Genomic DNA, 20698 nt, shown 5'->3' with positions numbered 1-20698 from the left:
TTCAAAGGCGAAAGCCCGATTGTAGCGAATGTCACGAATGACCGGTTTTCCACCCCCGCCCGCCGTTACGGCATTACCCGTGGTGCTCGATTCGAACGTGTGGCTCGATATCCTCGTGTTCGACGATCCGCACACGCGCCCGATTCGCGCCGCGCTCGAACGCGGCGCGCTGCACGCGTTGATCGACGCCCGGTGTCTCGCCGAACTGACGTACGTGCTGGACTATCCGCATCTCGTCGAACGCGGCGTCGATAAAACCGTTGCACTCGCCACGGTGTCGCGTCTCGCGGAGGAAATCGTTCCACCCGCCCTGCCCGAGGGCGCGCGCGCCCTTCCGCAATGCCGCGACCGCGACGACCAGAAATTCCTCGAACTCGCTCGCGCAAGCGGCGCGGCGTGGCTCATCTCGAAGGACCGCGCCGTGCTCAAGCTCGCGAAACGCGTGGCGCGCGACTTTGGCTTTCGTATCGCGACACCCGATGCGTTCGTCGTCGTTGCCGGGCTCGCCGCCACGCAATCCGCCCCGGCCTGACGCGGCCTCGCGCGCAGCCCTCGCGCCGCACCAACGCCGCAAGGCGCGCCTGAACGCGCGGATTTGCCTACAATCAGGCTTTCCCGAATCAACGCCCAACGTCCACCGCCCGTCCGCGCCATGAACGCAACGCATCCGTCGCACGAATCGCCGTCCACGCTACTCACGCCCTCATTTCCTTCGCGACTGCCGGACGTCGGCACGACGATCTTCACCGTGATGAGCGCGCTCGCGGCCGAAAAGGGTGCAGTGAATCTGGGCCAGGGCTTCCCCGACTTCGACTGCGACGCGCGGATCGTCGATGCGGTCGCCCACGCCATGCGCGAGGGCCACAACCAGTATCCGCCGATGGCGGGCGTCCTCGCGCTGCGCGAGGCGATCGCCGACAAGATCGCGCACGTCTACGGCCGCCGCTACGACGCGAACACGGAGATCACGGTCACAGCAGGCGCGACCCAGGCGATCCTGACCGCGATTCTGTGCGCGGTGCATCCGGGCGACGAAGTGATCGTCGTCGAGCCGACCTATGACAGCTATCTGCCGTCAATCGAACTAGCAGGCGGCAAGCCCGTCTTCGTCACACTGGAAGCACCCGAATACGCGATCCCGTTCGACCGCCTCGCGGCCGCGATCACGCCGAAGACGCGCCTCATCCTCATCAACACGCCGCACAACCCGACGGGTACGGTCTGGCGCGACGACGACATGCGCAAGCTCGAAGCGATCGTGCGCGGCACCAACGTGCTGATCCTGTCCGACGAGGTCTACGAGCACATGGTCTACGACGGCGCGCCGCACGAAAGCGTCGCGCGCTATCCGGAACTCGCCGCACGCAGCTTCATCGTGTCGAGCTTCGGCAAGACCTATCACGTAACGGGCTGGAAGGTGGGCTATGTCGCCGCGCCCGCGCCGCTCACGGCCGAATTCCGCAAGGTCCACCAGTTCAACGTCTTTACCGTGAACACGCCGATGCAGTTCGGTCTCGCGCAGTATCTGCGCGACCCGAGGCCGTATCTGGATCTGCCGGCGTTCTATCAGAAGAAGCGCGACTTCTTCCGCGCAGGTCTCGCGAACACGCGATTCAAAGTGCTTGCGTGCGAAGGCACGTACTTCCAGTGTGTCGATTACTCGGCGATCAGCGACATGCCTGAAGCCGAGTTCTCGAAGTGGCTCACCACCGAGATCGGTGTGGCAGCCATCCCGGTCTCGGCGTTTTATCACGAGCCGCACGAATCGGGTGTCGTGCGCTTTTGCTTTGCGAAGCAGGAAAGCACGCTCGCAACGGCGCTGATGCGACTCGCAAAACTCTGACCGCGTGCGCGCGATGAATCCGCGAGGGTCAGGGCGTTCCCGATCATCGCGCCAGGCGGTGGTGTTGCTTTCACGCGGCCGCCATGCCCGTTGCGAACGCAACCAACCGGGAATTGCTTACGAGTTGGCCTCGATATACGCCTTGCGATCGGCATTCACACGCTGAGCGGAGGGACGCTCGCCGATCAGCTTCCCATACGACTTCCAGTCGATGCCCGCCTCGGCCACGAAATCCGCGCCATAGATGCGCTGTGTCGCCATCGCGACGAGCGGGAGGTTCGCGTACACCGCCGCGTCCGCAATGCCAAACCGCTCGCCCGCCACATAGGGCGCGAACTTCGCGATCCGCTTGAAGCTCGCGAGATAGCGGCGCAAGCGCTTCTCTGCCGTCGCCTTCACTTCGTCGCTCACCTTGCCGCCGAAGAAGGCCTCGCCATAGAGTTCCCGGGCCTCGAGTTCCAGATGCGTTTCGACAAACGCGATCAGTTCGCGCTCCTTCGCGGCCTGCCACGGATCGGCGGCGAAAATGCCACATTCGGGATAGCGCGCGTTCAGATACTCGACGATCACTTCCGACTCGCACAGAAAGCCGTTTTCGGTTTCGATGAACGGCACCTTGCCTGCGGGCGAGTGCGCGAGCAGCGCCTCATCGAGCGGCAGCTTGTTGATCACTTCCTCGAAGGCGATACCGTACTCGAGCAGCACGAATTTGACCTTGTTGAAATAGTTCGAGAGCGCGATACCGTGCAGCTTGATCATCCTTGTTTCTCCCTGGAAACGGCGACGCTCCAAACGGCGTCGCCGGCCGGCCTCCTGTAAATGTACGACCGTGCCATTCCCGGATTATCATGCAGCAATGCTTCCCATGACCACCCATCATTGCAACATTGAGACAACCGGCATCGTCGGAGCTGGCGCGATGGGCTGCGGTATCGCCCGGATCGTCACGCAGGCGGGCATTGCGACGCGGCAGTATGATGCAAAAGCACAAGCCCCGGCTGCCGCGCGAAATCATCTCGCTGACGCCTTCACGAGGCGCGACGAAAACCGCATCGACGATGGAGCCTCACAGACCGTGCCGGCGCGTGCCGACGGCGTGCAAGCGACTGACCGCACGCGCCGTCGACCGTCACCGTGGCTCACTCGCCGCACGCATATCGGCCTCTCGCTGACCCAGCCGGATGCCACCAACTTCAACGAACCGAACGAGGCCCGCGCATGAGCGCAGAACTTCTCAGCAGCCGGCCGCAAGGCCATGAATCGACACTCGTCCTGACGCTGTCGAACCCCGGTGCGCGCAACGCACTTCATCCCGACATGTATGCCGCCGCCATCGAAGCGCTCGACGCCGCCGAGCGCGACGCATCGCTGCGCGCAATTGTGCTGACCGGCGCCGACAACTTCTTCTGCGCGGGCGGAAACCTGAACCGCCTGCTGGAGAACCGTGCGAAAGATCCATCCGTGCAGGCCGCCAGCATCGATATGCTCGCCGAGTGGATCACAGCGATGCGGCAGTCGAGCAAGCCCGTAATCGCAGCCGTCGAAGGCGCCGCCGCCGGCGCGGGCTTCTCACTCGCGCTCGCCGCCGACCTGATCGTCGCCGCCGAGGACGCAAAATTCGTCATGTCGTACTCGCGCGTGGGCCTCACGCCCGATGGCGGCGGTTCGTGGTTCCTTGCGCACGCGCTGCCGAGGGCGCTCGCTACCGAAGTGATGCTCGAAGGCAAACCGATCGGTGCCGCGCGTCTCGCCGCACTCGGCGTCGTGAACCGCCTCGTCAAACCGCAGACGGCGCTCGACGCCGCGCTCGCCTGGGCCGACGATCTCGCCAACATTTCGCCCAACTCGGCCGCGCGGATCAAAGGCCTCGTCAACGTCGCCCATGCGCAACCGCTCACCGATCACCTCGTCTCCGAACGCGAGAGTTTCGTCGCCTCGCTGCATCATCGCGACGGCCTCGAGGGCATCACAGCCTTCCTCGAAAAGCGCGCACCGGTCTACAAATGAGCGAATTCCGGATGCCGAGGCGCCGGCGCATCTTCCTGATGCGCCACGGTGACGTCACCTACTTCGACGACTCGGGCCGCGCCATCGACCCCGACACGGTGCCGCTCAACAAAGACGGCCGTGCGCAGGCAATTGCGGCCGGTCGCGCGTTTGCATCGCAGGCGGCGCATTTCGATCGCGTGATCGTGAGCGGACTGCGCCGAACGGTGGAAACCGCACAGCTCGTGCTGGCCGAGACTGGGCAGCATATCGACCTCGACATCGAGCCTGCCTGGCAAGAGATTCGCGGCGGACGTCTCGCAACGATCCCGCCCGATGAACTGGAGAGCGCGTTCCTGCGTGCGTTCGACGGCATCGTTGCCGAGGACGTGCGATTCCTCGGCGGCGAAACGATCGGCGAACTGCTCGACCGTGTGCTGCCCGCGCTCGCCGCGCTGCGTGCCGATCCGTCGTGGGACACCGTACTGCTCGTGCTGCACGGCGGGGTAAACCGCGCGATCCTTTCGCACGCGATCACGGCGGGGGCTCGCACGTTCTTCGGGCATCTGGCGCAAGCGACCGGCTGCATCAACGCGCTTGACGTCGGCGCGGCGAACGGCGACTGGGTCTTACGCACGCTCAACTATTCGCCGCCCTCGCCGCTGCATCGCGACGTTCGCAACACGACTATGGAAATGTTGTACGCGCAATTTCTGCGCTACCGCCCAGATGTCGACGGGAGTTAGCGCTTTAGTGCTTACTCCCGTCCCACGCAAAGCGGTCGACCGGAGTTAGCGCTTTAGTGCTTACTCCCGTCCCACGCAAAGCGGTCGACCGGACTTAGTGCTTTAGCACTTTTTCGCCACCAGAGACGCTGCGGCAGACCCGCGGCGTCATCCGTCCACCATGCGAGAAATCACGATGATCGATGTCTACAGTTGGGCCACCCCGAACGGTCACAAAGTCCACATCATGCTTGAGGAGACCGGCCTTGAGTACCGAGTCCATCCAGTCAACATCGGTGCGGGCGACCAGTTCACGCCCGAGTTCCTCGCCATCAGTCCGAACAACAAGATTCCAGCCATCGTCGATTCCGAAGGCCCGCGTCGCGCCGACGGCGAGCCATTCTCGCTATTCGAATCCGGTGCGATTCTGATTTATCTGGCGGCGAAAACCGGCAAGTTCATGCCCGAGGATCTGGCCGCGCGCTACGACGTGCTTCAATGGGTGATGTTCCAGATGGGCGGACTCGGTCCCATGCTTGGCCAGGCGCACCACTTCCGCATCTATGCGCCCGAAAAAATCGAGTACGCCGTCAACCGCTACACGAACGAGGCCAGACGTCTTTACAACGTGATGGACAAGCAGCTCGGGAAAACCGAATACCTGGCCGGCGACGACTACACCATCGCCGACATCGCCGCCTTCCCCTGGACGCGTTCGTGGCAGAACCAGGGCATCGATCTCGACAGCGTTCCGAACGTGAAGCGATGGCACGAGACGATTGCGGCAAGGCCCGCTGTCAAGCGTGGCGTCGAGGTGCTGGCATCGGCGCGCCAGGCGCTTCAGGACGACAAAGCTCGCGAAATACTGTTCGGCGCCACGCAGTACGCGAAACACTAAGTAAACGAAAAAAGGGCGCTCGGCCGCGAAAGCCGGGCGCCTTTTTGTCTGTCTCACACTTACACGCCGGTACGCGAAACGTAAATCAGAAATAGTGCCGCGTAATGAATTCCGCGACGCAAGCGGGCCGCTCGTTGCCTTCGCACTCGATGTTCACGTCCCAGATCACCTGCACGCCACCGTCGCCAGTTTCGCCCGCCTCTTTCACACCAAAGCGCGCGCGGACCTTCGATCCCACTGGCACTGGCGCGGTAAAGCGCACGCGGTTGAGCCCGTAGTTGACGCCCATGCGCTGACGCATCTGCACAGTTTGTACGAGCAGCGCCGGAATCAGCGAAAGCGTGAGAAAGCCATGAGCGATCGGTCCGCCGAACGGCGACTCTCGGCGCGCTCGCTCCGCATCGACGTGGATCCACTGGTGGTCGCCGGTAGCGTCTGCAAAGCCAAGCACCTGCGGTTCGCCCACCGTGGTCCAGCCGCTCACGATCGGCGCGCCGCCTGCGAGCGCACGCAGTGCAGCCATGTCGGCAATCTGCACGATGCCGCTCTCGCTCACGACACGCTCCCCGGTTCGCGCACGCCAGGATGGCGCAGACCGAACAGCGCCTTCGACTGCACCGTCACAATGGTTTCCCCGTGCTGGTTGACCCCATCCCAACGCGTTTCGACGATGCCACGATCAGGCTTGCTCGCCGACACACGCTTGCTGAGCACAGTGTTCGTCATCGTGAGCGTGTCGCCGACGCGCGTCGGCTTGATCCAGCGTATGTCGTCGATACCGGGCGACCCCATCGATGTCGAATCGCGCAGGAAGTGACGCACGAACATGCCCATCATGACCGAACACGTATGCCAGCCGCTTGCGACGAGCCCCCCGAACATCGACGCCTCGCCATCCGCCTCGCTCAGGTGAAACGGCTGCGGATCGAACTGTTCCGCGAAGTGCACGATCTCCTCGCGTGTGAACGTGTGCGAGCCGACCGTATACGCCTTGCCGACTTCGAGATCTTCGAAACTCAAACCCATAGTAACTTTCCTCTATACGGCTTCAATCACGCTGCCGTGTGCGCGAAGCCCGGCATCGCGGCGAACCGCTCCAGATGATGATCGACATCGCCGAGTGTCGTTTCGATAATCGACAGACGCTTGAACAGATGTGCCGCCGCGAGTTCGTTGGTGACACCCATGCCGCCGTGCAATTGCACGGCTTGCTGGCCGACGTAACGCGCCGCCTGGCCCACGCGCGCTTTCGCAGCGGAAATGGCACGCCGACGCTCATCGGACGACTCGCTACTGTAACGTGCCGCGGCGAGATACGTAATCGAGCGGGCCTGCTCGGCGTGGATCAGCATGTCGGCCATGCGGTGCTGCAGAGCCTGGAATCGCGCGATCGGCACGCCGAACTGTTGACGTGTTTTAGTGTATTCGACCGTTGCGCTCGTCAGCGCGTCAATCGCGCCGATTGCTTCCGCACACAGCAGGAACGTCGCGTAGTCGGCAATGTGCTCCCACGTCTTTGCGCCGATCGATTCGTCGCCCAGACGGCGCGCAGGTGTGGAATTGAACTCGAGCGTCGCGGCGCGCTGGCCGTCGATCGTGCGATAGTCGCGCACTTCGACGCCGGTCGCGTCGCGCGCAACGACAAACAGCGCAACATCGCCCGCGAGTCGGGCCGGGACGATCCAGTAATCGGCCTGCGCACCGTGCTGCACGACCGACTTCGTACCCGTGAGCGCAAAGCCGTCGCCGGTTTGCGTCGCCGTAGTGGCAAGCGAAAACAGGTCGTAGCGTGCATCGGGTTCGTGGAATGCCGCGGCGAGGCGAACATCGCCTGACGCCACGCGCTCCAGCAAGCGCGCGTTGTCGGGTTGAGACGCGTCCGCTAACTTGAGCGCTTCGACGCCGACCGCCGTCGCCCAGTACGGCTCGACGACGAGCGCCCGACCCAACTGCTGCATGACGACCAGCATGTCGAACGGCGTACCGTCAAAGCCGCCTTGATCCGCAGGCACCGGCAGCGCGGTGAGGCCCAGTTCGACGAACGCTTTCCAGTGGTCAGCCGAGATGCCCGCAGGCGTCTTCACAATCGCCTGGCGCGCTTCGAAGCCATAGTGTTTGTCGAGATAGCGGCGCAGCGCGTCGGCGAGTTGCTGTTGCTCTTCCGTGAAATTGAAGTCCATTGCGACGCTCCTCAAATCCCCAGAATCATCTGCGCGATGATGTTCTTCTGGATTTCGTTCGATCCGCCATAAATCGACGTCTTGCGGAAGTTGAAGTAGTACGCGGCGAGCGGAGCCGCATCGTCGTCGCCGCCGGCGGCGTGCTGATGCTCGCCTTCGAGGAATGCGGGATCGAACGGCGCGGCAAGCGGGCCGATCGCATCGACCATCAGTTCGGTCAGCGCCTGCTGGATTTCGGTGCTCTTGATCTTGAGCATCGATGCTTCGGGGCCGGGGCCTCGGCCGTTGTCACTACTCGATATCACGCGCGCGACCGTCACTTCGAGCGCCATGAGTTCGATTTCGACTGACGCTACACGCGCCGCGAACACCGGATCATGAAGCAGCGGCTTGCCGTGCTTCTTCTGCTTGAGCGCGACGCCCTTGAGGAACTCCAGTTCGCGCTTCGACGCGCCCACGCGAGCGATGCCTGTGCGTTCGTGGCCAAGCAGATATTTCGCGTAAGTCCATCCGCGATTCTCCTCGCCGACGAGGTTTGCGACCGGCACCTTCACGTCCTCGAAGAAGACCTCGTTGACTTCGTGATCTTCGTCGAGCGTGATGATCGGACGCACGGTGATGCCCGGCGTCTTCATGTCGATGAGGAGGAACGAGATACCCTCCTGCTTCTTCGCGGCGGGATCGGTGCGCACGAGACAGAACATCATGTCCGCGTACTGACCCAATGTGGTCCAGGTCTTCTGGCCATTCACGACATAGTGATCGCCCGACTCGTCCGTGACCCGCACGGCGCGCGTGCGCAGGGAAGCCAGATCGGAACCCGAGCCCGGCTCGGAGTAGCCCTGGCACCACCAGTCGGTGCCAGCGAGAATGCGCGGCAGGTAATAGCGTTTTTGCGCTTCGTTACCGTACTTCATCAGCACGGGTGCGACCATCGACACGCCGAACGGCAACACCATCGGCGCACCTATGCGCCCGCACTCTCCGTCCCAGATGTGGCGCTGCACTTCGGTCCAGCCCGGGCCGCCACACTCAACTGGCCAGGCGGGCGCCGACCATCCCTTCTGACCGAGCAGCTTGTGCCAGCTCGCGAAGTCGTCGCGGTTCGGACGTTTGTGATTGAGCACCTTCTCGCGAATGGTCTGAGGCAGATTAGCCTCGAGCCAGTCACGGACTTCGGCGCGGAATGCCTCGTCGGCGGGGGAATAATCGAGATCCATGCGCAGTGTCTCCTCGCCGCGACCAATGTCGGCGCGACGAAGACCCGCATGGCTACTGCAGCGAGCCCTTCAGCGCAGCCGGAACCGGCAGCGGCATCACATCGATGCCTTCTTCGACGAGGGCTTGCGCGTCCGCAGCGGAAGCGACGCCGCGAATATTGCGCGATGGCGCTTCGTTGTAATGCATGCGCCGCGCTTCCTCGGCGAAACGGTCGCCTACGTTCTCCGTCTTCTCGAAGACCTCGCGCAGCGCGCGCAGCGCCCGCCCCTGCCACTGTGCGGCTTGCTGCGAGGCGGGTGTAGCGCTCGCCTCGGTCGCACCGGACAGATTCAGCCGGGGTGCTGACGGCACGCGGCTCACGTCGGTGGCACCGCACATCGGGCATTCGACCAGCTTGCGCGAACGCTGCGACTCGAAGTCGTCAGCGGAAGCGAACCAGCCTTCAAACCGATGGCCGTCTGGGCACTGTAAATCGAGGACCTTCATGGGGAATCGTGGCTTGGCAACGAGTGTAGCGCAAAATGCGGATTTGTGAACGGTCGTTCTAAAAAATTCCGCCGCCCCTGAATCGGGCTGGCTCACGATTGTAGCGCCGCCCGGGCGGCATCGCTGAGGATGCTCGAACCCAACGTCACGCGACGATAGCGCCAATGCCTGCCACCGTCGCTCATTGCTCATGGCCTGGCGGCCAACGCGTCAGCCCTTCTCCACCTCACCGAGCGGCCAGGCGCCGGAGAGCGCCTTCTCGAGCCAGAACGTCCCGATGATCGTTTTCACATCCGTGATATCGCCGTTGCGCACGCGTTCGAGCAGTTCCGGCAGCGTTGCCGTGAAAGTCTCGAGGAATTCACCGTCGTCGAGATCGGCTGCACCCGCCGTCAGGCCGCGCGCCAGATAGATGTCGATGAATTCTGTCGAGTATGAAATGACCGGATGAATCTGCGTCAGGAAAATATACTCACGTGCCGTGTAGCCCGTCTCCTCGCGCAATTCGCGCTTCGCACACGCGAGTGCACCTTCCTGCGGATCGAGCTTGCCGGCCGGAAATTCGGTCATCACGCGCGAAAGCGGATAGCGATACTGGCGCTCCATGAGCACGCGCCCATCGTCGAAGAGCGGGATCACCATCACCGCCCCCGGATGCACCACGAACTCGCGCGTGGCGTGCTTGCCGTCCGGCAGCGCCACAGTGTCACGCTTGAGGGTCAGGAAATTGCCTGCGTAGAGCGTCGTGCTCTCCACGCACGTTTCGGCGAGTGCCGGGTCGTGTTTGTGCTGTTCAGCAGCCATATTCAACCTCTGCGATGCCGCGCGAAAACGGGCCAGAAATGGACAAGCGGCGAGACCTGCGCCAGTGGTGCGCGCAGGTATGCCGAAGAGTACGTTACGCCGAACGGCGCTTGACGAGATATTGCCAGGTGAAGCCGGGAAACGCTAACACCACGAACAGACAGAACGTGATGGCGTAGAACTGCCAGCCCTGGTCGAAGCGGTTACCGGCGCGCGCTTCCAGCAGGAAGCCGAACGCGCCGACCACGAAATACAGCACGATCAGTTCAGCGATCCGCAGCCACACGCGCTTTTTCTGCGCGCGCAGCGGCACAACGCCGAACAACCGCTGGTTGACGAACGGCAGGTTGGCGCCGACGAGCGCCAACAAGACGATAAACCAGCCCGCCGCAGACATCAGAGCGGCAGCGTATGCGAAACGGCCTGCAGGCAGAGCGACATCAGCGGCCCCGGAACGATACCGAGCACCAGCACGGCCAGGCCATTGAGCGTGAGCAGCGCACGGTTGCCGGCGTGGCTTTCGATCGGCGCGGTGTCCTGCGGTGCATCGAAGTACATCAGCTTGACGACACGCAGGTAGTAGAACGCGCCGAACAGCGACGTGATGACGGCAAGCACGGCAAGCCACGTGAGACCAGCGTTCATCGTCGCTTCGAGCACGGCGAGCTTCGCGTAAAAGCCGACCGTCGGCGGAATGCCCGCGAGCGAGAACATCATCAGCATCATCACGAATGCGAACACCGGACTGCGCTGGTTGAGACCCTTGAAGTCGTCGAGCGTCTCGGCTTCGAAATCGCGGCGCGCGAGCAGCATCACGACGCCAAACGAGCCGAGCGTCGTAATCAGATAGACGATGCTGTAGAACATCGCCGAGCTGTACGCACTGGCCGCGCCCGTCGCCTTGCCGTCCACGATGCCGGCGAGCAGACCCAGCAGCACGAAGCCCATGTTCGAGATGGCCGAGTACGCGAGCATCCGCTTGATGTTGCGCTGGACGATACCGGTGATGTTGCCGACGATCATCGAGAGTGCCGCGAGGATGATCAGCATTTCCTGCCAGTCGACGGCGAGCGGCAGGAGACCCATCACGAGGAAGCGCACGCCCCAGGCAAATGCCGCAACCTTCGGGCCGCCGCCTACGAGAAGCGTCATGGCCGTAGGCGCGCCCTGGTACACGTCAGGCACCCACATATGGAACGGCACGGCACCCATCTTGAACGCCACGCCGGCCACGATGAAGACCACGCCGAACAGCAGCACGACATCGTCGATATGGCCCGATCCAACTGCGTGGATCACTTCGTTCAGTTCAAGCGAGCCGGTCGCGCCGTAGATCATCGAGATGCCGTACAGCAGGAAACCCGAAGCCAGCGCGCCGAGCACGTAGTACTTCATCGCCGCTTCGTTCGACTGCGTAGCGTTGCGGCGCAGCGCGATCACGGCGTAGAGCGACAGCGACATCAACTCGAGGCCGAGATACAGCGTGAGGAAGTTGTTGCCCGAGATCATGACGATCTGGCCGAGCAGCGAGAACATGCCGAGCAGGAAGAACTCGCCGCGGAACATGTCGCGGTCTTCCAGATACTTGCGCGAGTAGACGATCGTCACTGCATAGCCGAGCGACACCACCGCCTTCATCGCGCTCGCAAACGGATCGATCACGTACATGCGCGAGAACGTGTAGTACACATGCGGATCGAACGCGTTCACCGCGAACCAGACGCCGGCCACGAGCGTGGACAGCAACGCGATGTAGTAGGTGTTCTTGCGGCCCGACGGACCGGTGAACATGTCGTTGAGCCAGGCGACGACGGTTGCCAGCATCAGCAACGCGTCGGGCCACAGGAAGTTCATAGTGGTGTAGGTCATGATTTCTTGATCCCCAACCCGGCGTTACGGGGACACCGGCAGCTTCGACTGCGCGACGTGGGTGAGGAGATTCTCCACGGAAACGTGCATCACGTCGGTAAAGGGCTTCGGATAAACGCCCATGAAAAGGGTCATCAGCGCGAGTATTCCCAGCACCAGATACTCGCGGCAGTCGATGTCCTTCAGCTCACGCACATGGTCGTTCGCAATCGCGCCGAAGTACACGCGCTTGTACATCCACAAGGTATAGGCTGCGCCAAGAATCAGCGTGAACGCTGCGCCGAACGCGATCCAGAAGTTGTACTTCACGGCCGCCAGAATCACCATGAATTCGCCGACGAAACCCGACGTGCCCGGCAGGCCGCAGTTGGCCATCATGAACAGCATCGCGAGCGCCGCGAACTTCGGCATCGTGTTGACGACACCGCCGTAGTCGGCGATATCACGCGTGTGCATGCGGTCATACAGCACGCCGATGCAAAGGAACATCGCGCCGGAGATGAAGCCGTGCGAGATCATCTGGATGATGCCGCCTTCCATCGCCAGCTGGCTCGATTCACCGAACATGAAGAAGCCGAGCGTGACGAAGCCCATGTGAGCGATCGACGAATACGCGACCAGCTTCTTCATATCCGACTGCACCATCGCGACGAGACCGATATAGATCACCGCGATAAGCGACAGCGTGATGACGACCGGCGCGAGATAGTGGCTGGCGTCGGGCGTGACCGGCAGCGAGAAACGCAGGAAACCGTACGCACCGAGCTTCAGCATGATCGCGGCCAGCACCACCGAGCCGCCCGTGGGCGCCTCGACGTGCGCGTCCGGCAACCACGTGTGGACGGGCCACATCGGCACCTTCACCGCGAACGCCAGGAAAAACGCCAGGAAGAGCAGGATCTGCGGCGTCATGGCGATCTTCGCGGCCTGCCACGTTGCGAGATCGAACGTACCGGTCTCACGGTACAGATACAGCAGCGCGACCAGCATCAGCAGCGAGCCGGCGAGCGTGTAGAGGAAGAACTTGAACGCTGCGTACACGCGGTTCGGGCCGCCCCACACGCCGATGATGATGTACATCGGGATCAGGGTGGCTTCGAAGAACACGTAGAACAGCAGACCGTCCGCGGCGCAGAACACACCAATCATGATCCCCGAGAGGATCAGGAACGCGGCCATGTACTGCGCGACGTTCTTCGTGATGACCTGCCAGCCCGCGATCACGACGACCACGGTAATGAGCGCGGTCAGCACGACAAACCACATCGAGATGCCGTCGACGCCAAGGTAATACGCAATGTTGAAACGTTCGATCCAGACCGACTTCTCGACGAACTGGAGGTCGGCGGTAGACGCGTCAAATCCCGAAATGAGCGGGATAGTAGCGAGGAAACCCAGCAACGAACCGATGAGCGCCAGCCAACGGGCCGTGCCCGGGTTCCGGTCGGAACCCACAAACAGAACCAGGATGCCGAACAGGATCGGCAGCCAGATCGCAATACTGAGAATCGGGGTAGCGTGCATTCAGTTTCCCTCGCCTTATTTGCCGCCGAGCGTTACAAACAGGGTCAGGAGCCCGAGCATACCAATGATCATCGCAAATGCGTAATGGTAGATGTAGCCGGATTGCAGGAAACGGATAACCGTCGCAAACCACCCGATGAACTTCGCGCTCCCGTTTACGACGCCGTCGATCACGACCACGTCGCCCTCTTTCCACAAACCACGACCGATCGCGACCGCGCCGCGGGCGAATACCACTTCGTTGATCTTGTCGAGGTAATACGCATTCGCGAGCAGCTTGTGAACCGGTGCGAACGTGCGTTGCACGACTTCCGGCAGGTCCGGGCGCTTCATATAGAAGAACCACGCGACCACCACACCCGCGAGCGCGAGCCAAACCGGCAGGCCCGAGAACGCATGCGCGCCCATGGCTGCCCAGCCCTGGAATTCTTCGGCCATTTCGGTGAGACCCGGATGGTTCTGGCCGATGTAGATCACCTTCTCAAAGGCGATGCCGTTTTTGAAGAAGTCGCCATACAGCATCGGACCGATGCCCCATGCGCCGGCAATCACAGAAGGAATCGCGAGCAGGACGAGCGGCAACCAGACCACCCACGGCGACTCGTGCGGCTCGTGGGCGTGGTGATGATCGTCGTGATGCGAGACGGCCTCCGCGCCCATCGGCGAATCCGGGTGCTTCGGATGACGGAAGCGCTCTTCACCGTGGAACACCAGGAAGTACATACGGAACGAGTACAGCGCCGTCACGAACACGCTGGCGACCACCGCGAAGTACGCGAAGCCCGAACCCGCCAGATGCGAGGCCTTCACGGCTTCGATGATCGAGTCCTTCGAGTAGAAGCCCGAGAAGAACGGCGTACCGATCAGCGCGAGCGAGCCAACCAGCGACGTGATCCACGTGATCGGCATGTACTTGCGCAGGCCGCCCATGTTGCGCATGTCCTGATCGTGGTGCATGCCGATGATGACCGAACCCGCGCCGAGGAACAGCAGCGCCTTGAAGAACGCGTGCGTCATCAGGTGGAAGATCGCGACCGGATACGCCGACACGCCGAGCGCGACCGTCATGTAGCCGAGCTGCGAGAGCGTCGAGTACGCAACCACGCGCTTGATGTCGTTCTGGACGATGCCGAGGAAACCCATGAAGAGCGCGGTGATCGCGCCGATCACAACGATGAACGACAGCGCGGCTTCCGAAAGCTCGAACAACGGCGACATGCGCGCGACCATGAAGATACCGGCCGTCACCATGGTTGCCGCGTGGATCAGCGCGGAGATCGGCGTCGGGCCTTCCATCGAATCGGGCAGCCAGACGTGCAGCGGGAACTGTGCCGACTTACCCATCGCGCCGACGAACAGGCAGATACACGCCACCGTGAGCAGGTTCCACGAGGAGCCCGGGAACGTCAGCGCGGCGATTTCGTGACCCTTCGCGAACACTTCGCTGTAGTTCAGCGAGCCACCGTATGCGAGCAGCAGGCCGATGCCGAGCAGGAAGCCGAAGTCGCCCACGCGGTTCACGAGGAACGCCTTCATGTTCGCGTAGATGGCGCTTTCACGCTTGAAGTAGAAACCGATCAGCAGATACGAGACGAGCCCCACCGCTTCCCAGCCGAAGAACAGCTGCAGGAAGTTGTTGCTCATCACGAGCATCAACATTGCGAACGTGAAGAGCGCGATGTACGAGAAGAAGCGCTGGTAGCCCTCTTCTTCCGCCATGTAGCCGATCGTGTAGATGTGCACCATCAGCGACACGAAGGTCACCACGCACATCATGAGAGCCGTCAGCGAATCGACGAGGAAACCAACTTCGAATTTCAGGCCGCCTACCGACATCCATTCGTAGACAGTCGCGTTGAAGCTCGCGCCGCCGAGTACGTCGAAGAACGTCATGCACGAAAGCACGAACGCAATCGCAACGCCGAGAATGGTTACCGTGTGCGCACCGGCGCGTCCCACCGTTTTGCCGAACAGACCGGCAATGAGGGAACCGGCGAGTGGTGCGAGCGGTACCGCCAGCAACAGGTTTTCGTTGAGTGTCGTTGCCATAGCAGGCTGCCTTAACCTTTGAGCTGATCGAGATCCTCGACGTTGATCGTGTCGAGGCTGCGGAACAAGGTCACGAGAATCGCAAGACCAATCGCGGCTTCCGCGGCCGCAACAGTAAGCACAAAGAACACGAACACCTGGCCGTGAATGTCACCGAGGTAGTGCGAGAACGCAACGAAGTTCGTGTTCACCGCCAGCAGCATCAGCTCGATCGCCATCAGAATGATGATGACGTTGCGGCGGTTGAGGAAAATGCCAACGATCGAGATCGCAAAGAGGATCGCGCCGAGGACGAGGTAATGAGCAAGGGTCAACATGGGGTCTCTCTCCTGCGCGTTCAGCTCTTGCTGCCGGACGCGGTTTCGTCCGTTGCAGGCTCTTCCGGAACTTCCTTCACGGCAGGCATCTTCACGAGGCGCACGCGGTCTTCGCGACGCACCTTGACCTGCTTCGAAACGTTTTGCCGCTTTGCATCCTTCGGTTCGCGCACGGTCAGTGCGATCGCCGCGACGATCGCGACGAGCAGCACGAGGCCGGCCACTTCGAACGCGAAGATGTAGTCGGTGTACATGATCTTGCCGATCAGATGCGAGTTCGACACAGACGCGACCGCTGCAGCCGACGTATCGGGCACCGGCGACGTCGTCGCACCGTATCCATGCCAGAGGATCAGCGCGGTCTCGACCACGATGATCGCGCCCACCACGGTCGCAACCGGGACGAAGCGCTTGAAGTCGCGGCTCAGTACGTCGATGTTGATGTCCAGCATCATCACGACGAACAGGAACAGCACCATCACCGCGCCCACATAGACGAGCACCAGCAGGATCGCGAGGAATTCCGCCTCGAGCAGCATCCAGATCGCGGCCGCATTAAAGAACGCGAGCACGAGGAAAAGCGCCGCCGACACAGGGTTGCGCGACGTGATCACCTTCAGCCCTGACAGCGTCAGCAGCAGCGCGAAGATGTAAAACAGGACGGTCGTGAATTCCATGATTACTGGTTCATCGTTGGGGCCATCGTGAGGCGGGTTGCGCGGCTCGGACTGGCGGCCAGACCAGGGAGCGCCGCGCCGCGGCGGACATGCTGCGAAGAGGTGGCGCTTGTCAGCACACACCTGTCCCGCAGCCGGCCCGAACCGCGGGCCGATGCAGCGTCAAACTAAAAAATCAACGGTACGGTGCATCCGCTGCCTTGTTCGCTGCGATCTGTGCTTCGTAGCGATCGCCGACGGCCAGCAGCATGTCCTTCGTGAAATACAGATCGCCGCGCTTCTCGCCGTGATACTCGAGAATGTGCGTTTCGACGATCGAATCGACTGGGCAGCTCTCTTCGCAGAAGCCGCAGAAGATGCACTTGGTCAGGTCGATGTCATAGCGCGTTGTGCGGCGCGTGTTGTCCTCGCGCACTTCCGACTCGATCGTGATGGCGAGCGCGGGGCACACAGCCTCGCACAGCTTGCACGCGATGCAGCGTTCTTCGCCATTTTCGTAGCGGCGCAGCGCGTGCAAACCGCGAAAACGCGGCGACATCGGGGTCTTCTCTTCCGGGAACTGCACCGTGAACTTGCGCTTGAACGTATAACGGCCGGTCAGCGCGAGCCCCTTGAGCAACTCGGTCAGGAAGAACGTCTTGAAGAAGTTTTGGATAGCGTTCATGGTCTCGTCCGCCCTTTATTTCCAGATGCTCAGCGGCGACATGTACCAGAAGCCGACCACGATGAGCCACACCACGCAAACCGGAATGAACACCTTCCAGCCGAGACGCATGATCTGGTCATAGCGATAGCGCGGGAACGTCGCGCGGGCCCAGATGAAGACCGACAGCAGGAAGAAGACCTTCAGCACGAGCCAGAACACGCCCGGGATGAAATCGAGGAAGGCGAACGGCGCGCTCCAGCCACCGAGGAACATGACCGAGGCCAGCGCCGAGATCACGATCATGTTGATGTACTCGGCGAGGAAGAACAGCGCGAAGCCCATCCCCGAGTAGTCGATCATGTGACCCGCGACGATTTCCGACTCCCCTTCCACCACGTCGAACGGGTGGCGGTTCGTTTCGGCGATGCCCGAGATGAAGTAGACGACGAACATCGGCAGAAGCGGCAGCCAGTTCCACGAGAGGAACGTGATGCCCCAGCTTGCGAAGATGCCGCGCATCTGGCCGTGGACGATGTCCGAGAGATTCAGGCTGCCCGACACCATCAGCACGACGACGAGCGCGAAGCCCATCGCGATTTCGTAGGACACCATCTGCGCCGCGGCGCGCATCGCGCCGAGGAACGCGTACTTCGAGTTCGAGGCCCAGCCCGCGAGAATCACGCCGTAGACACCGATCGACGAGATTGCCATCACATAGAGCAGACCTGCGTTGATGTCGCCGAGCACCGCGCCCGCCTGAAACGGAATCACCGCCCAGACCGCGAACGCCGGCACCACCACCATGATCGGCGCGATCATGTAGATCCAGCGGCTCGCCTGCGCAGGCTGAATGACTTCCTTGAGCAGCAGCTTCAGCACGTCGGCGATCGGCTGCAGAAGACCTGCGGGACCGACGCGGTTCGGACCGAGACGCACGTGCATCCAGCCGATGAGCTTGCGCTCCCAGAGGATCAGGTACGCGACGCACAGCAGGATCACCACCGCGACGACGAGAATGCGCACCACCGCCCACACAGTGGGCCACGCCACGCCGAGCAGCTGGCTGCCGCCTGCATTGATCGTATCGAACAAGCTCATTTACGCCTTCTCCACCAGCAGTTCACCGAACAGGCTGCCGAGTTGCGCGCCCACCGGCGTTGCCGCCGACACACGCACCACCGTCGGCGCAAGATTCGCATCGCGCGTAGCGGGCGCGCTCACCGACAGATTGCCCTGGCGCACGCGCACGGCGTCGCCTTCCTTCAGGCCAAGCTGATCGAAGAGCGCGGTCGGCAGACCGACCGAATTCGCCACGCGGGCCGCCGCCGTAAGCTGCAGCGCATCGGCGCGGCGCACGAGCGAATCGGCGTGATAGATCGGCACGTCGGCGATGCGCTCGAAGCGCCCTTGTGCCGCCGCGGCCACCGTGCCCTTCGAAAGCGGCGCACCTGCCTTGTTCGACAGACGTGCGGCAAAGCTGCCGTCGCCCAGTGCCTTGCGACGCACTTCTTCCGAGGTTTCGTATTCGAAGCCTTGCGCGCCGAGCATCGTGCCCAGTACGCGCAGCACCTTCCACGCCGGACGCGTTTCGCCGAGCGGACGGACAACGCCATTGAAACTCTGGACCGTGCCTTCGGCGTTCACGAAGGTCCCCGACGTTTCGGTGTACGGCGCGATAGGCAACAGCACGTCCGCGTAGTCGAGGCCCGCCTTGAACGGCGAGAACATCACAACCATTTCCGCCTGGTCGAGCGCCGCGCGCGCCGCTGCCGGATTCGCGCTATCGAATTCCGGCTCGACGTTGAGCAGCAGATAACCCTTGCGCGGCTGCTCAAACACTTCGCGTGCGTTGAGACCACCGTTGCCCGGCAATGTATCCGCGAGGTATGCACCGACCGTGTTGCCCGCTTCGGTGAGGAAGCCGAGCGTCGCGCCGGTCGTATCGGCGATGAATTGCGCTGCGGCGTGCAGGCGCGAGAAATCCGGGTGCTGGACGGCCGTGTTGCCGAGCAGCACGAAACGGCGTTCACCGCTCGCGAGCGAAGCAGCAACCTGCTTTGCTGCGTCACCAGCTTGCGCGTTTGCGAATGCTTCCGGCACAGCGACGCCCTTGGCTTGCGCGACCGCGGCTGCGATGCCGGCGAGTTCGTCAAGCCATGCCGACGGTGCCGCGACGATGCGCTGCGCGCTCGGGATCAGCGAGTTGTCGGCGCTGGCCTGAAGCAGTGTGACCTTCGCGCCGCCCTTCGCGGCCTGGCGCAGACGCGCAGCGAACAGCGCGTGATCGCGGCGCAGGAACGAGCCGATCACAAATGCGGCGTCGGCATACGTCAGATCGGCGATCTTCGTGCCGAGCCACGGTGCACCCGTGACCGGTGCGGAGAAGTCGCTCTGGCGCAGACGGAAGTCGACGTTCGGCGTGCCGATCGCGTTCGCGAACTGCTTGAGCAGATAGAGTTCTTCGGTCGTGCTGTGCGGGCTGGCAAGCGCGGCGATCATGTTTTCGCCATGTTCGTCGCTGATGCCCTTGATACCCTTCACGACGTATGCCAGCGCCGACTGCCAGTCGGTTTCGATCCACTGACCGCCCTGCTTGATCATCGGGTGGGTCAGGCGCTCTTCGCTATTGACGCCTTCGTACGAGAAGCGGTCCTTGTCCGAGATCCAGCATTCGTTGATCGCTTCGTTCTCGTACGGCAGCACGCGCATCACGCGGTTGTTCTTCACCTGCACGACGAGGTTCGCACCCGTCGAGTCGTGCGGGCTCACCGACTTGCGGCGCGAGAGTTCCCAGGTGCGAGCGCTGTAGCGGAACGGCTTGCTCGTGAGTGCGCCGACCGGGCACAAGTCGATCATGTTGCCCGACAGTTCCGAGTCGACGGTCTTACCGATGAACGTCGTGATTTCCGAGTGCTCGCCGCGGCCGAGCATGCCCAGTTCCATCACGCCCGCGATTTCGTCGCCGAAGCGCACGCAGCGCGTGCAATGAATGCAGCGCGACATCTCTTCCATCGAGATGAGCGGACCGACGTTCTTGTGGAACACCACGCGCTTTTCTTCGCTGTAGCGCGAAGCCGATTTGCCATAGCCGACCGCGAGGTCCTGCAGCTGGCATTCGCCGCCCTGGTCGCAGATCGGGCAGTCGAGCGGGTGATTGATCAGCAGGAACTCCATCACGGCTTGCTGACCCTGCACGGCCTTCTCGGATGTCGTGCGCACGATCATGCCCGGGGACACCGGCGTCGCGCATGCGGGCACGGCCTTCGGCATCTTCTCGACATCGACAAGACACATCCGGCAGTTGGCCGCGATCGACAGCTTCTTGTGATAGCAGAAGTGTGGAATGTACGTGTCCGCCTGCTGCGCAGCCTGGATCACCATGCTGCCTGCGGGCACTTCCACCTTCTTGCCGTCTATTTCAAGTTCAACCATGATGGTTAATCGTCCCTAACCTGTTACCGCTCAATCGTTCA

General features: G+C 62.4%; 22 protein-coding genes. 6 read left to right on the top strand and 16 right to left on the bottom strand.

The window, feature by feature from the left end:
- Nucleotides 1-28 precede the first annotated feature (28 nt).
- Nucleotides 29-532, top strand: a complete 504-nt coding sequence (locus D1Y85_RS06380) for a putative toxin-antitoxin system toxin component, PIN family (protein WP_124150182.1) — start codon at nt 29-31, stop codon at nt 530-532.
- Between the two features lie 120 nt (nt 533-652).
- The gene (locus D1Y85_RS06375) at nt 653-1843 is read left to right on the top strand and encodes a pyridoxal phosphate-dependent aminotransferase (protein ID WP_124150181.1); all 1191 of its coding nucleotides are present in this window, start codon (nt 653-655) and stop codon (nt 1841-1843) included.
- A gap of 117 nt (nt 1844-1960) precedes the next feature.
- Here D1Y85_RS06375 and D1Y85_RS06370 read toward each other — a convergent pair whose 3' ends face one another.
- Nucleotides 1961-2602 carry a glutathione S-transferase family protein gene (locus D1Y85_RS06370; protein ID WP_124150180.1) on the bottom strand — a complete coding sequence of 214 codons (642 nt, stop codon included), beginning with the start codon at nt 2600-2602 and terminating at the stop codon, nt 1961-1963.
- Nucleotides 2603-2708: 106 nt separating this feature from the next.
- On the opposite strand from D1Y85_RS06370, the gene D1Y85_RS06365 reads away from it, so the two are divergent.
- The 4 genes from D1Y85_RS06365 (at nt 2709) to D1Y85_RS06350 (ending at nt 5452) form a co-directional block, all read left to right on the top strand.
- Nucleotides 2709-3065, top strand: coding sequence for a 3-hydroxyacyl-CoA dehydrogenase NAD-binding domain-containing protein (locus D1Y85_RS06365; protein WP_185218916.1), 357 nt, complete (start codon nt 2709-2711; stop codon nt 3063-3065).
- Nucleotides 3062-3850: an oxepin-CoA hydrolase, alternative type gene (locus tag D1Y85_RS06360; protein WP_124150178.1), complete on the top strand. Its 789-nt coding sequence runs from the start codon at nt 3062-3064 to the stop codon at nt 3848-3850. The genes D1Y85_RS06365 and D1Y85_RS06360 overlap by 4 nt, the downstream gene beginning before the upstream one ends.
- Nucleotides 3847-4575, top strand: coding sequence for a histidine phosphatase family protein (locus D1Y85_RS06355; protein WP_124150177.1), 729 nt, complete (start codon nt 3847-3849; stop codon nt 4573-4575). The genes D1Y85_RS06360 and D1Y85_RS06355 overlap by 4 nt, the downstream gene beginning before the upstream one ends.
- Before the next feature lie 175 nt (nt 4576-4750).
- A complete protein-coding gene (locus tag D1Y85_RS06350) occupies nt 4751-5452 on the top strand; it encodes a glutathione binding-like protein (RefSeq protein ID WP_124150176.1) in 702 nt (233 codons plus the stop codon).
- An 85-nt stretch (nt 5453-5537) separates the two neighbouring features.
- On the opposite strand, the gene D1Y85_RS06345 is transcribed toward D1Y85_RS06350, so the two are convergent.
- The 15 genes from D1Y85_RS06345 to nuoG all read right to left on the bottom strand — a co-directional run bounded on the left by D1Y85_RS06345 (nt 5538) and on the right by nuoG (nt 20657).
- Nucleotides 5538-5975, bottom strand: coding sequence for a MaoC family dehydratase (locus tag D1Y85_RS06345; protein ID WP_124150221.1), 438 nt, complete (start codon nt 5973-5975; stop codon nt 5538-5540).
- A gap of 29 nt (nt 5976-6004) precedes the next feature.
- On the bottom strand, nt 6005-6478 hold the full coding sequence (locus D1Y85_RS06340; protein ID WP_124150175.1) for a MaoC family dehydratase: 474 nt from the start codon (nt 6476-6478) through the stop codon (nt 6005-6007).
- A gap of 26 nt (nt 6479-6504) precedes the next feature.
- Nucleotides 6505-7632: an acyl-CoA dehydrogenase family protein gene (locus D1Y85_RS06335; protein WP_124150174.1), complete on the bottom strand. Its 1128-nt coding sequence runs from the start codon at nt 7630-7632 to the stop codon at nt 6505-6507.
- An 11-nt stretch (nt 7633-7643) separates the two neighbouring features.
- Complete coding sequence (locus D1Y85_RS06330; RefSeq protein WP_124150173.1) at nt 7644-8852, bottom strand: acyl-CoA dehydrogenase family protein; 1209 nt, start codon at nt 8850-8852, stop codon at nt 7644-7646.
- Nucleotides 8853-8904: 52 nt separating this feature from the next.
- Nucleotides 8905-9339, bottom strand: a complete 435-nt coding sequence (locus D1Y85_RS06325) for a DUF1178 family protein (protein WP_124150172.1) — start codon at nt 9337-9339, stop codon at nt 8905-8907.
- 210 nt (nt 9340-9549) lie between these two features.
- The gene (locus tag D1Y85_RS06320; protein ID WP_124150171.1) at nt 9550-10143 is read right to left on the bottom strand and encodes an NUDIX domain-containing protein; all 594 of its coding nucleotides are present in this window, start codon (nt 10141-10143) and stop codon (nt 9550-9552) included.
- 94 nt (nt 10144-10237) lie between these two features.
- The gene (locus tag D1Y85_RS06315; RefSeq protein WP_124150170.1) at nt 10238-10540 is read right to left on the bottom strand and encodes a DUF2818 family protein; all 303 of its coding nucleotides are present in this window, start codon (nt 10538-10540) and stop codon (nt 10238-10240) included.
- On the bottom strand, nt 10540-11997 hold the full coding sequence (gene nuoN, locus D1Y85_RS06310; protein ID WP_124150220.1) for an NADH-quinone oxidoreductase subunit NuoN: 1458 nt from the start codon (nt 11995-11997) through the stop codon (nt 10540-10542). Before nuoN ends, D1Y85_RS06315 begins: the two co-directional genes overlap by 1 nt.
- Nucleotides 11998-12036: 39 nt before the next feature.
- The gene (locus D1Y85_RS06305; RefSeq protein ID WP_124150169.1) at nt 12037-13536 is read right to left on the bottom strand and encodes an NADH-quinone oxidoreductase subunit M; all 1500 of its coding nucleotides are present in this window, start codon (nt 13534-13536) and stop codon (nt 12037-12039) included.
- A 15-nt stretch (nt 13537-13551) separates the two neighbouring features.
- On the bottom strand, nt 13552-15585 hold the full coding sequence (nuoL, locus tag D1Y85_RS06300) for an NADH-quinone oxidoreductase subunit L (protein WP_124150168.1): 2034 nt from the start codon (nt 15583-15585) through the stop codon (nt 13552-13554).
- Nucleotides 15586-15596: 11 nt separating this feature from the next.
- Nucleotides 15597-15902: an NADH-quinone oxidoreductase subunit NuoK gene (nuoK, locus tag D1Y85_RS06295; protein WP_124150167.1), complete on the bottom strand. Its 306-nt coding sequence runs from the start codon at nt 15900-15902 to the stop codon at nt 15597-15599.
- A 20-nt stretch (nt 15903-15922) separates the two neighbouring features.
- Nucleotides 15923-16579 (bottom strand): NADH-quinone oxidoreductase subunit J, encoded by a 657-nt coding sequence (locus D1Y85_RS06290; protein WP_124150166.1) that lies wholly within the window; start codon nt 16577-16579, stop codon nt 15923-15925.
- A gap of 175 nt (nt 16580-16754) precedes the next feature.
- Nucleotides 16755-17243, bottom strand: a complete 489-nt coding sequence (gene nuoI, locus D1Y85_RS06285; protein WP_028210402.1) for an NADH-quinone oxidoreductase subunit NuoI — start codon at nt 17241-17243, stop codon at nt 16755-16757.
- A gap of 15 nt (nt 17244-17258) precedes the next feature.
- Nucleotides 17259-18323: an NADH-quinone oxidoreductase subunit NuoH gene (nuoH, locus tag D1Y85_RS06280; RefSeq protein WP_124150165.1), complete on the bottom strand. Its 1065-nt coding sequence runs from the start codon at nt 18321-18323 to the stop codon at nt 17259-17261.
- The gene (nuoG, locus tag D1Y85_RS06275; protein WP_124150164.1) at nt 18324-20657 is read right to left on the bottom strand and encodes an NADH-quinone oxidoreductase subunit NuoG; all 2334 of its coding nucleotides are present in this window, start codon (nt 20655-20657) and stop codon (nt 18324-18326) included. It abuts the gene before it with no gap.
- Between the last annotated feature and the right edge of the window lie 41 nt (nt 20658-20698).

It is taken from the genome of Paraburkholderia dinghuensis, from assembly GCF_003837865.1.
In the GTDB taxonomy this organism is placed as follows: Bacteria; Pseudomonadota; Gammaproteobacteria; order Burkholderiales; family Burkholderiaceae; genus Paraburkholderia; species Paraburkholderia dinghuensis.
This window is presented reverse-complemented; position numbering and strand designations above follow the sequence as displayed.